Annotated in this window: 13 protein-coding genes; 9 read left to right on the forward strand and 4 right to left on the reverse strand. The window is 44.8% G+C overall.

Going from position 1 to position 12,016, the window contains the following annotated elements; translation table 11 throughout:
• Positions 1-262 precede the first annotated feature (262 nt).
• Entirely contained in the window at positions 263-2,143 is a 1,881-nt protein-coding gene (locus ACTRXH_RS13085; RefSeq protein WP_474263660.1) for a cation:proton antiporter, read from the forward strand.
• 93 nt (positions 2,144-2,236) lie between these two features.
• Here ACTRXH_RS13085 and ACTRXH_RS13090 read toward each other — a convergent pair whose 3' ends face one another.
• Complete coding sequence (locus ACTRXH_RS13090; RefSeq protein WP_474264220.1) at positions 2,237-3,238, reverse strand: NADP-dependent oxidoreductase; 1,002 nt, start codon at positions 3,236-3,238, stop codon at positions 2,237-2,239.
• A 21-nt stretch (positions 3,239-3,259) separates the two neighbouring features.
• Positions 3,260-3,775 carry a cupin domain-containing protein gene (locus ACTRXH_RS13095; RefSeq protein WP_474282524.1) on the reverse strand — a complete coding sequence of 172 codons (516 nt, stop codon included), beginning with the start codon at positions 3,773-3,775 and terminating at the stop codon, positions 3,260-3,262.
• A gap of 165 nt (positions 3,776-3,940) precedes the next feature.
• Between ACTRXH_RS13095 and ACTRXH_RS13100 the strand changes: the two genes are divergently transcribed.
• The 3 genes from ACTRXH_RS13100 to ACTRXH_RS13110 all read left to right on the forward strand — a co-directional run bounded on the left by ACTRXH_RS13100 (position 3,941) and on the right by ACTRXH_RS13110 (position 5,733).
• Positions 3,941-4,261 (forward strand): DUF2325 domain-containing protein, encoded by a 321-nt coding sequence (locus tag ACTRXH_RS13100; RefSeq protein WP_091616031.1) that lies wholly within the window; start codon positions 3,941-3,943, stop codon positions 4,259-4,261.
• Between the two features lie 18 nt (positions 4,262-4,279).
• On the forward strand, positions 4,280-4,732 hold the full coding sequence (locus tag ACTRXH_RS13105; RefSeq protein ID WP_474282526.1) for a hypothetical protein: 453 nt from the start codon (positions 4,280-4,282) through the stop codon (positions 4,730-4,732).
• Between the two features lie 101 nt (positions 4,733-4,833).
• The gene (locus ACTRXH_RS13110; protein WP_474264226.1) at positions 4,834-5,733 is read left to right on the forward strand and encodes a diacylglycerol/lipid kinase family protein; all 900 of its coding nucleotides are present in this window, start codon (positions 4,834-4,836) and stop codon (positions 5,731-5,733) included.
• A gap of 27 nt (positions 5,734-5,760) precedes the next feature.
• Here ACTRXH_RS13110 and ACTRXH_RS13115 read toward each other — a convergent pair whose 3' ends face one another.
• Positions 5,761-6,879, reverse strand: coding sequence for an oxidoreductase (locus tag ACTRXH_RS13115; RefSeq protein WP_474264228.1), 1,119 nt, complete (start codon positions 6,877-6,879; stop codon positions 5,761-5,763).
• A 218-nt stretch (positions 6,880-7,097) separates the two neighbouring features.
• On the opposite strand from ACTRXH_RS13115, the gene ACTRXH_RS13120 reads away from it, so the two are divergent.
• From ACTRXH_RS13120 to ACTRXH_RS13135, 4 genes are all read left to right on the forward strand, one after another.
• Positions 7,098-7,418 (forward strand): DUF3870 domain-containing protein, encoded by a 321-nt coding sequence (locus ACTRXH_RS13120; protein ID WP_474282528.1) that lies wholly within the window; start codon positions 7,098-7,100, stop codon positions 7,416-7,418.
• A 98-nt stretch (positions 7,419-7,516) separates the two neighbouring features.
• Positions 7,517-8,677 carry a DUF819 family protein gene (locus ACTRXH_RS13125; protein WP_474282530.1) on the forward strand — a complete coding sequence of 387 codons (1,161 nt, stop codon included), beginning with the start codon at positions 7,517-7,519 and terminating at the stop codon, positions 8,675-8,677.
• A gap of 15 nt (positions 8,678-8,692) precedes the next feature.
• The gene (locus ACTRXH_RS13130) at positions 8,693-9,778 is read left to right on the forward strand and encodes a dipeptide epimerase (protein ID WP_474282532.1); all 1,086 of its coding nucleotides are present in this window, start codon (positions 8,693-8,695) and stop codon (positions 9,776-9,778) included.
• On the forward strand, positions 9,775-10,779 hold the full coding sequence (locus ACTRXH_RS13135; RefSeq protein WP_474282534.1) for a C40 family peptidase: 1,005 nt from the start codon (positions 9,775-9,777) through the stop codon (positions 10,777-10,779). Before ACTRXH_RS13130 ends, ACTRXH_RS13135 begins: the two co-directional genes overlap by 4 nt.
• Before the next feature lie 37 nt (positions 10,780-10,816).
• Here ACTRXH_RS13135 and ACTRXH_RS13140 read toward each other — a convergent pair whose 3' ends face one another.
• Positions 10,817-10,999, reverse strand: a complete 183-nt coding sequence (locus ACTRXH_RS13140; protein ID WP_322526008.1) for an SE1832 family protein — start codon at positions 10,997-10,999, stop codon at positions 10,817-10,819.
• Positions 11,000-11,144: 145 nt separating this feature from the next.
• On the opposite strand from ACTRXH_RS13140, the gene ACTRXH_RS13145 reads away from it, so the two are divergent.
• Positions 11,145-11,969, forward strand: a complete 825-nt coding sequence (locus ACTRXH_RS13145; protein ID WP_474263471.1) for an ABC transporter ATP-binding protein — start codon at positions 11,145-11,147, stop codon at positions 11,967-11,969.
• The last annotated feature ends 47 nt before the right edge of the window (positions 11,970-12,016 follow it).

Below are 12,016 nucleotides of genomic sequence, written 5' to 3' on the forward strand. Positions count from 1 at the left end.
GAGGCTTCTTTCTCCCTCAATGGCACAAACAAAGGCCTCCGAAATTCATTTTCGGAGGCCTTTGTCTACAATCTGAAGCATGCTTTGTGTAAAAGCGTGCTTTTTTATGAAAAAATATATTTTTATAAACTGCTTTGATTGAAACGATAGGGTTTAGTATAGTATCTTTTTATTTCAAGTGATTAAAAAGTGAAAGGAATACGAATTACATACAAGATTAAACCCAAAAATAAAAAATGGGAGTGGAAAGAAGGGAAAATATATGCTGGACTCTCTATTGTTTCAACTAATGCTGATCGGTGCCGTCGGAATCGGCTCCCAGTGGCTTGCCTGGTTCTCCAGACTGCCGGCCATAGTCGTTATGTCTGTTGCCGGACTTTTGATCGGGCCGATATTTGGGCTGATTAATCCTTCCGAAGCATTTGGCGATCTGTATGGCCCTATCGTATCGATTGCTGTAGCCATAATATTATTTGAAGGAAGCCTGAATCTTGATTTCAGGGGACTTCAGGGGCTTCAAAAGCCTGTGTATCGTATCATCACAATAGGAGCTCTTCTGGCCTGGATACTTGGTTCATTAACAGCCCATTTTGTGGCTGGCTTATCATGGGAAGTATCCTTTATTATCGGTGGTTTGCTGATCGTTACGGGCCCTACCGTCATCCTGCCGCTCCTCCGGCAGGCCAAGCTGAAGCCGAGGCCGGCCCGAATACTTAAATGGGAAGGTATTGTCGTTGACCCGTTTGGTGCTCTCCTGGCAGTGTTTGCGTTTGAAATTATCCGGACCTTTACCTCCGAAGAGTCCACCTTCGTCTCGCTCGTCAATTTCTTTATGGCCTCGTTGTTTGCTGTTTTTCTGGGGATTCTATTCGGTAGAATTATCGGGTGGACCTTTGAACGTGGGCATGTGCCGGAGTTCCTGAAATCTCCGGTCGTTCTGTCCATGGTGATTGCAAGCTTTGTCATTTCTGACGTAGTTATGCATGAAACGGGATTGTTGGCCGTCACTGCGATGGGAATGACGCTTGCAAATCTTCATATAAGCTCCATCAGCGACATGCAGCACTTTAAAGAAAATATTTCTGTGCTGCTGATTTCGGGTATATTTATTATGCTGACAGCATCACTCGACCGGGATACACTGATGCAGATTTTCGACCCGCAAATTATTGCTTACGTTCTTTTGATGCTGTTTTTAGTTCGCCCGCTTTCAATCTGGCTGTCGACCATGGGGACCGATTTAACATTCGGGGAAAAAGCTCTTATCGGCTGGATCGCTCCCCGGGGAATTGTAGCTTTGACGGTAGCAGGGTATTTTGCGAATGTCCTTGAAGAATACAACTACGCCGGGGCTTCCATTATTACCCCGCTTACGTTTGCGCTCGTGTTTGCGACTGTATGCTTCCACGGGTTTACGATTGGGCCGCTTGCCAGAAAGTTAAACCTTTCAAAAGAGGGGCTTCCGGGAGTTCTGTTTGTAGGAGGAAGCTCCTTCACTACAAGCCTTGCCCAAAAGCTGAAGGAAATGAATGTGCCGGTATTGATTGCCGATTCTTCGTTTGAACATTTGTTCAACGCACGTAAAGCAGGAATCGCTTACTACCGGGGAGAGATTCTTTCTGAGCAGTCGGAGTATTCACTGGACATGACTCCCTATAATAAAATTATCGCGGCTACCGACCGGGATTCTTATAATTCGCTCGTGTGCACCACCTTTGTCCCTGAATTCGGAAGGAAGGATCTGTTTCAGCTCAGCTGGCATCAATCAGACCGGAATGAACCCGATGAATTGATGAGAAAGGTCGGTGGCCGCGTTCTGTTCGAAAAAGGCGCGACATTTGAAGAGCTGAACTGGAAAGTAGATGCGGGTTACGTGTTTAAATTAACGTCTTTAACAAAAGAATATCCGTACCAGTCCTATTTAAATGACCGGGCGGAAGATGTAGTGCTGATCGGTATTCAAAAACCGACTGGACGTCTGGAATTCTTTGCTGTTGATAATGCAATAAAGCCTGAGGCAGGAGACAAAATTCTCAGCCTGAGTCCGCCAAGCAACCATGAAGTAAAAAAGAAAGAGGAACTAAAGGAACAGTCAAGAGAGAAACAAACTGTTCGGAAGCCTTCAGGCCCCTCTTTAAATTAATGAAACTATAAAAAGCCGCCTATCCAATGTATGGATGGGCGGCTTTTTCGCAGTGTACCTCCTGCGGTACGTGAAAGCAGCGGCGTTTTGACTTTATTGGGAAACATCCACGAGCAGCTTGCCCGTGTTCCGGCCGGTGAACAAACCGATGAATGCTTCTGGAATACGATCAAACCCAGTGAGAATTGTTTCTTCATACTGAAGGTCCCCGGAAGCTACCCAGGCTGCAAGCTGTTTGGTTGCTTCTTCAAATTCATCAGCGTAATCGCCTACAATGAAGCCTTTCATCAAAGCGCTTGATTTAATGAGCTTGAATTGGACTCTCGGTCCGTAATTGTCCGGATCATTATACGTAGAGATTGCCCCGCACTGGACCACCCGGGCGAATTTATTTAAATGATCGAGCACAATATCGCTCATTTCGCCCCCGACGTTATCGAAGTATACGTCTACTTTGTCGGGACACGTCCGCTTGATGGCTTTTGTTAAATCTTCTGTTTTGTAATTAATTACTTCATCAAATCCAATGCTTTTCATATAATCCAGTTTTTCATCGGTACCTGCAATACCGACCACCCGGGCGCCCTGCATTTTGGCAATCTGGCCGGCAAGCGAACCAACAGCGCCGGCTCCCCCGGAGATAACGAACGTTTCTCCCTGCTTAGGCTGACCGATACTGAGCGTGCCGAAATAAGCAGTGAGTCCGGGCATGCCGACAGCGTTCAAATACGCAGAAACCGGAGCTGCTTCCGCCTGAACCTTTCGTACATCCGAAGCACTCACGTTAACGTATTGCTGCCACGGCAGATTGCCGGTCACGTAATCACCTTCGTTTAAAGAATCGTCGCGGCTTTCAACCACCTTCGCAATGGCGCCGCCGGCAATTGGTTTGTGAAGCGGAAAAGGAGGGACGTATGATTCGCGGTCGTCCATTCTTCCTCTCATATAAGGATCCACAGAAATGTAAATCATTTGAAGAAGTACTTCTCCTTCAGCGGGAGCACCTATTTCTATATGCTTAAATGCAAATGTGTTTTTGTCAGGGAGGCCTTTTGGTCTTTCGTGTAAAAGTATTTGTCTCGTTTTCGTCGCCATTTTATACTAGCTTCCTTTCGTTTATGAAAAGTTTTTCCAATAAGTAAATAGTGGTCCGTCTAAGCCGAAAACGGGATCGGAATCGGGTAGAGGAACGCGGTAAATATTATTAATTTTTTCAGGGCGCTCGGAAGGGTCACCGGTACACATATCATAATCCGAGCCGCCTGGATAAGCACCAATAACTGCAAAGTCTTCACTCTGCTCAATGAGCTTATGGCCGTATCCAGCGGGAAGAATCAATATATCGCCGTGTTTTACATTAAGCTGCCGCCCCTGTTCGCCGCCTATATGCAAAAGGGCGGAACCACTTACGCAGCCAAGCACCTCATGCGAATTACTGTGATAATGATGGTATTTAAAGACACTTCCTTTCCATGCTCCCAGCCAGTTATTTTTATTAAAAAGTTCTTTAACATTTTCAGAGCCGGTGACAGTCTGTTCATAAACGAGCACAGGAAAACTAGGATGATTAGGTATTGTACCGTTATCTCCCACGGTAAATGTTTCTATATGAACTTCTTCGCGGCTTTTCATACAAGTACCTCCCTTTTTGACTGACTGGCGGCATACTCTCTCAAGTATATTCCACATAAAGACAGAATAAAAACTTCGGGCTCAGGAATAAACATTGACATTGAGAATCGTTTTCAATAAACTATACATAACAAATGAGAATTATTTTCAAATAGGAGGATAAACATGGACGGATTGATGATCATTGGGGCAGACAGACTGGGAGCCATTCCCGACCGGTTAAAAGAATTAGGCTTTCAGGACATCAAGCATGTCAGCGGGCGAAAAGTAAAAATGGTGCAAAAGGAAATTCCGCCAAATATTGATCTGGTGCTTGTGCTTACTGATTTCATCAATCACAATGTTTCCGCCAAGTTAAAGGAACGGGCCAAAAATCAAAATGTACCTATTTGTTATGCGAAAAGATCCTGGTGTTCTATTTATAAAGCATTGAGTAACAGTGACGAAGTGTGTGCAAAGTGCCCGATGCTTCAAAAATGTGATTAATGAAGGAGCGGTATAGAGATGAAAAAACAGCATCATGCGAAAAGAATAACGCCTGAAATTAATGATTTATTTATTTCTATTATTCAGAATGTAATGAAAGAATTAACTGGAGCAAAGATTGAGAGTCAGCTGGATGTAGTAAAATGTGTGAAAAAACATTGGAAAAAAATCGGTATTTCCTCGCCGGAACAGGAGTCGCAAAAAGTTGTGCTGTATGCAGCCCTGATGGATGAATGCCTGAAGGCTTACCGGAACATAAAGACGCTGCGGGGAGCACAGTTTATTTCTCTCGAAAAAGGAGGGGCCTGGCTTGCCGGAAAAAACCCAAGGGAAGTGCATGTTTTGACATATACGGAAAGCGCAAGCATGAAATCGGTATGGAGACGCCAGCCGTGCCCGCCCGAAGCAGAGCGCATGTATTGGTCTAATTTATATACTGGCACCAGACGGATGATTCTGCACTGCAAATAGAAAGCATCTCCCTTGTTTTTTTCTCTCTGGAAATGGGAATATACGGTTAGCGTCTTCTAAATAAGAAGCCGTGTATTTGACAGGATAGGGGAGACGTTCATATGTATCAAAAAGCTTTACTTATTATTAACGGAAACAAAGACGTTAATGAAAAACAAAAGCAGTTAAATACATTTATCCAGGTATGGGGAACTTCCATTGTGGAGCTTGTTATCAGGCAGACACAATCCAAAGACGATGTGCGTGAAACGTGCGCTTCGATAGATGAACAGGTAGAGGCGGTATTTATTGCCGGCGGTGATGGGACAATTCATGAAAGCATCAACGGGCTGATGGAATCACCATATGCCCCTGATGTAGGCGTGCTCCCGTACGGCACCTGTAATGATTTCTCCAGGTCTCTCGGTTTGGCACAGAACCCAAAAAAGGCTATGACAGATATGCTCGAAAAGAATACGAAAGAAATTGATATAGGCTCCATGAATGAGCGTTTCTTTGCTAATTTTTACGGGATAGGTTTAATTGTGGAAACGTCGGAAAACATTGATGAAAACTTAAAAGGTGCTATCGGAAAGTTAAGCTATTTTATCAGCACACTGCAAACTGTTCAGAATCCGGAAGTGTTTTCTTATCAAATGAAAATTGACGGAGAAAACTATACTGGGGAAGCGGTAATGATTCTGATCATGAATGGCCACTCCATCGGTACAAACCAGGTGCCGGTAGGAGACACCACGATGCAGGATGAGCAGTTCGAAATCTTCATTATCCCGGAGGGCGGCAACAGCCTGATGAGAGAATTTTTTGCAACAATGGGGACTAAGGAAATTGATAATGAAAACAGTCCTATTGAGCATGTGCTTGGCAGAGATATTGAGTTGACTACAGATCCAGTAAAACAGGCAGACACGGACGGGGAGGTTTATACGGAAACGCCTGTGAAAATTAAGCTAGGGGAGAAAAAAATACGGTTTCTCGTTTCCGCAACCCCTGCACAATAGGAGAGGCCAATCCGGCCCCTCCTTTTTTTATTCTTTGAAGATGTTTTGTTCAAGCTCTGCTTCTTTCACATTAGCAAGCGGCTGCATAATAAGAGAAGGATCGAAGCTGTTCATCGACTGACCATGGAGAATGCGGTGGGGAGCGTCGGGATTAGCCAGGGCAGTTCTGCCGAGAGAAACAAAATCAGCAGCACTTTCATTGATGGCATGGGAGGATTTTTCGGGATCTCCAAGATTCCCATTGGCAACGACGGGTAGGCCACTGTATTCTTTAGCCGCCTGGGCCATGCTTAAGGTGTCATTTCCAAAGCCCTCGCCGAGGCCGTCGCCGTCTGTAGTATGAATATAATCGAGTGGCGTCTTCCCGAGCTCGGAGAATATGACTGTGGCGTCTGCTTCCCCTCCCGGCCAGCGGTAAGACCCATCCGTAACTTTGGCCTGCGAAATACGGATGCCAAGAATAGGAATCGGCCCTATGGCTTCGCGAACGGCTTCGACGACTTCATTAAGAAAGCGTACGCGATTTTCTACAGGACCGCCGTACTGGTCTGTACGTTTATTAGTGGATTCGGAAAGAAACTGATCAAGCAGATAGCCATTCGCCCCGTGAAGCTCTACACCGTCAAATCCTGCTTCTGCGGCACGGAGGGCTGCCTCCACAAATCCCTGCTTAGCGGTGTCCATATCATTTTCATCCATGGCCTTCGGGACGGGGAAAGCCCCCTGTCCGCCGTAGGAAGATACTTTTTCAGCGGGAGGCTGTACGGGAGAAGCGGAAGCAGTCTCGCTTGTGTATTGATTATACTGGGACTGAGCGCCGGCATGCATGAGCTGGGCAATCATTTTGCTTCCATGCTCTTTGACTGCTTGAGTAATCGGCTTCCATCCTTCCTGATGATGTTCATTGGCGAGTCCGGGCTGATTGGCGTATCCCTGGCTGTAGATTTCATCGGTGTAAATCCCCTCCGAAATAACAGCGGAAAAACCGCCAAGAGCATAACGCTCATAGTATCTGCGCATCCGGTCATTCGGCGTACCATCGTCATCTGCGCTAATCCGTGTCATCGGAGCGACAATCAGCTTGTTTTTAAAAATGTGGTTGCTTATATGCTGCTGGTTAAATAAAATATTTTCAACTTGGGACATACTACTCCTCCTAAATCTTCGTATCTTTCTCTACTATGTCTTTCCCTTTTTCAGCATTAGGAAACTGACTGAAAGTTCAAAAGCGAAGGATAAATAAAAATAAGAATTGCGTAATTTAGAAAAGTACGATATCATAATTTTCAAACATATTACTCCTCTGGTAAAAGGAACCTTTACCCAAAGCGTTCTTCTTTTAGCAATCAGGTGGTGAAAAACATTTGTACAACAAGAATACTATTTACATTGTGGGAGAGGCTAAATCTCCTTCGAATAACCCGATCACTGAACAATATCAGGTATTTTTTATTGGATTTGTAGTGGATACTCTAACGGATGAAATCCTGGAGGCAGAATGTTCTGCTATTCTTTCTTTAACAGCCCGGTTTGTAAAAGAAATATTCGCAGAAGCTTCGATTCAGGAAAGTGAGCATCTTGTAGAAATTATTCAAAAACGTTATCACGGCTCGTCCCAGAAAGCGATGATTGTTGCCCTGCGCAACGCCAGCTTAAAGTATAAGCAAATAAAGGCTGATATGTAAGCAGTGCTGCTTTATCTTACCGGATAAAACCCAGCAAAGAGATCTTTTCTCTTTGCTGGGTTTATTTATATTTAACAATCTAAAGGAGGTTATTCAGCATGATAGAAAACGGAGCTCTTTACATTAGTGTTTTGATTGCGATGGTTGCACTTCTCGTAGGTACGGAAAAAGTGACAAAAAGTAAATTTTTTAAGTACGTACCTACAGTGGTGCTCATCTACATCGTTGCCGCTCTGTTAAACACCTTTGGGGTATTCAGTGGCTCCGAGGCTCTCGGTGAGTTAAATTCAGGCATACGTTCTCTTCTACTGCCGGCAATGATATTTCTATTTTTATTAAACTGTAACATTCTGCAGATTATCAAACTGGGGCCAAAAATGCTACTTAGCTATGTTGTAGCTGTGATTAGTATAGTTGGCGGTTTTACGGTTACATATTATATTATGCAGGGTTTTTTAGACACGGAAACGTGGAAGGCTTTTGCAGCCCTGGCTGGTTCATGGACGGGAGGTTCAGCAAATCTTGTAGCGCTGCAGGGGATTCTTGAAGTCCCTGAGAATTTATTTGGCTATGCTTTAATTATGGATACAGTAAACTATTCGTTTTGGGTAATGCTTTTATTTTGGCTTGTTCCTTTCCAATTCGCATTCAACCGGTTTACAAAAGCGAAAACAGAAAGCATTGATCAGATGCAGTATAATTTGTCTCTTGAGGAAAAAGAAACAAAACCTCTAACATACGTAGAAATTATTGTCTGCTTAGGATTTTCTATGCTGGTAGCTTCGCTTGCCATTGCAGCAGGAAATACGCTTCCTGAAGCTGGTAATGCTGTGAATGCAACAACGTGGACGATATTAATTGTTACCGTTTTGGGTCTGGGTCTTGCTGTAACGCCGGTTGCCAGGTTAACGGGGACAATGGATATAGGCTATTTGATGCTTTACACGATCATAGCTCTAATTGCTTCCAACGCAGATTTTTCAAATATTGCTGAAGTTCCAGCGTATATTATCTCCGGATTTATGATTTTATTTTTCCACGGAGCTATTATGCTGCTTTTAGCAAAACTGTTCCGGCTTGACCTTTTTACCCTCGGCATCGCAAGTCTGGCCAATATTGGAGGTATGGCCTCTGCTCCAGTGCTTGCAGGAGCCTTCAGCCGTACTCTGGTCCCAATAGGCGTAATGATGGCATTAATTGGCTCATTTATGGGCACAGTCGTCGGTGTCGCGGTAGCGGAAATCTTATCAAGAATTTAAGAGGTGGGATGTTGAATGGAAATAGCTTCTCTTAAAACGAAAAGAAAAATCATTCCTTTGAATCGACCTTTTGTTACGTCCATAAGGACAGTTACAAGCATTGAAAATGTTGAAGTAAGTGTAATACTGACTGACGGTACTATAGGGAAAGGGGGAGCAGCTCCAGCTCTTGCTGTGACGGGAGAATCTCCTTCAAGCATCGAAACAGTTATTAACGGTCCGGCTGCAGAGGCACTTGCAGGAGCAGAAAACGAAGCTCTGCAGGAAAATGTACGGAGACTTAAGCAGAGCTGCTACGGGAACCCCAGTGCCAAAGCAGCAGTGGAAATGGCTGTTATAGATGCATTTGTTCAAAAGCGCCACTGCAGTCTCCTGCAGTGGCTGGGAGGAACACCGGCTGTATTTGAAAATGATATGACGATCAGTATGGAAGAACCAGCACAAATGAAAAATACAGCAGAACAATATATAAACGAAGGTTACCTCTATTTGAAAATGAAAGTCGGAGATGATATCAAAAAAGATCATCAAAGAATCCGCGCCATCACTGAAGTGCTTCCCCAAGGCGTCATGTTGAGGATTGATGCCAACCAGGGGTGGACTTCTAAAGAAGCAATAGCATTTATTCAGCAGCTTGAAAAAGAACACATCCCGGTACAGTTTATAGAACAGCCCGTAGCAGCCGATGACTGGGCCGGTTTAAAAAAAGTCACAGAATCTACCAGAACGCCTATTATGGCGGATGAAAGCTGTAAAACGTATACAGATGCCAGCAGGCTCATCGAACAGCGTGCCTGCGACATGATTAATATTAAACTCATGAAATGCGGGGGACTGCTGGAGGCGTGGAAAATTGCTGATATTGCAGAAGCGTCGGGTGTTCCGTGCATGATGGGAAGCATGATGGAATCGACAATAAGCGTTTCGCCGGCAGCTGAGCTGGCGCTTGCCCATCCTAATATTAAGATGGTGGATTTGGATGCTCCAAAATGGCTGCAGGAAAATACTGTTACTGCCGTATCTTTTGAAGGGCATCAGGTACAAGCAATGAATCCCGCGCAGAGGGCGCATACCAAATATGAAAAGGGGGAACTGCGATGAAGAGAGGTCACTGGATTTCAACTGTTATGATTGCAGTTATAGGAGCAGCATTCACGGCCGGCTCTGCGAGTGCAGCAGAAGTGAATGAGACGGCTTATACAGAGGTGAGTGCAATGACGATGTGGACGGAGCCGGATATTCTCCGGGAAACTGATCTTCCCTCAGCCTCCAACCCGGCCAGCCTGAATGAATGGACAGCGTCGATGAGCGTAGATGAAAAGCTCTGGCTCGTTGGGAATCTGGAAAGCCAGGCGTTGTTTGGCTCAAAGGTGCACGTTCTTGAAAAAAAGAATGGATGGGTAAAAGTAGCAGCGGAAGGCCAGGAGACTCCAAGAAATGAATTGGGTTATCCCGGGTGGGTCCCGGAAGAACAAATAACCGAGAGTAATCGGATGGAAAAATTAGAAGATGAACCATTTGCTCTCATTACTTCTCCGACCGCAGAATTAACTTATGATAAAAAGGGGAGAAAAAATTACAAAGACCTGAGCTATAACACCCGTTTACCGGTTGTAAAGGAGCATCAGGGAGAAGTCTTGGTAGCTACCCCTTCGGACGGAAATAAGTGGGTTGATGAATCAGATATTGAAATATATGATAGCGAGGAAGATATTCCATCCCCTGGGGCGGAGGATATTATTGCAGACGGAAAACAGTTTCTCGGCCTTCCATACCTATGGGCAGGGATGTCAGGGTTTGGATTTGACTGTTCAGGGTTCACACATACTATTTTTGCCGCTAATGGCATAGAAATTCCGAGAGATTCCAGTGTACAGGCAGAGCAAGGTCATCGAGTAGCTAAAGAAGACCTGGAGCCGGGGGATCTTTTGTTTTTCGCCTATGATAATGGGGAAGGACGGGTCCACCACGTCAGTATGTACATCGGCGGTGGTGACATGATTCATTCGCCGAATTCCCGGAGCGCAGTTGAAATCGTAAATCTGGAAGATTCCGGGTATGCAGATGAGTATGCGGGTGCAAGAAGATATTTAGATAAATAATTCGAGATAAAAGAAAAGCGGGCCAGTCGCGGCCCGCTTATTTATTGTATTCCCTAATTTGTGTATTAATCTCGTGCATTTCCTTTTCAAGAATGTCGAGCTCGCGCATAATGCCGTCTGTGTTGCCTCCGAAAGATTCAAGTTTTTCCAAATCTCCCTGTATGCGTACATAATCTGATTTTAACATGTCCAGCTTATGATCAAGTTCACGAAGAGTCATAGCAGCATCCGCCTCCATAATAAATTTGTGCATCTGTTTGCTATTTTAACTCAAAATCGTTATAATTTTAAATGAAAATCATTATCAATTTTATAAACGGCCTGGAATAAGATTAAGATTGCAGAAAAGAAAGGGGCTTGCGACGGTGGCAAGACTTCAAGCAGAGCAAGTAGACGTTTCTTACGAAAATAAACAAGTCCTGAAAAATATCAGCGTTGACATACCTGAAGGAAAAATTACTTCTATTATCGGGCCAAACGGCTGTGGGAAATCCACGATCCTGAAATCCCTGTCCCGTATACTGACCCCTGAAGAAGGCGGCGTGTACTTAGACGGCAAATCCATTCATGAAATGAAAACAAAAGATGTGGCCAAAAACATGGCAATGCTTGCTCAGACTCCGGATATTCCACTTACGTTGACAGTGGAACAGCTGGTATCATTCGGCCGGCATCCGCATCGCAAGCGTACCCGGAAATTAACTTCAGAGGACCACGAGGCTATTCAGGGCGCCATGAAAGACACGGGAGTTTTAGAATTTGCGGGTCGCACGCTAGATTCCCTGTCCGGCGGACAGCGCCAGCGGGCCTGGATCGCAATGGCCCTTGCCCAGGATACGGACCTGCTGCTGCTCGATGAGCCGACTACTTACCTGGATATGGCCCATCAGCTTGAAGTTCTTGAACTGCTTCAAAAGCTGAATGAGAAAGAAAGCCGAACGATTGTAATGGTGCTTCATGATTTAAATCATGCTGCCCGCTTTTCCGATCATTTAATTGCCATGTGCAGCGGAGAAGTACAGTGTATTGGCTGCCCTAATGACGTTATTTGTAAAAATGTACTCAGGCAGGTATTTGGCATTGATGCCCATGTGGTAACCGATCCAAAGAGCGGCAAACCCCTTTGCATGACGTATGATTTAATCGAGCGCACCCCTGCTTCTGCCACGGACTTATCACAGACGAATTAAAAAAAGTAAAGCCAAGAACCCCTTCCGCGGGTTCTTGGCTTTCTTTC

It is taken from the genome of Marinococcus sp. LNHM5E3-2.1 (assembly GCF_056034365.1).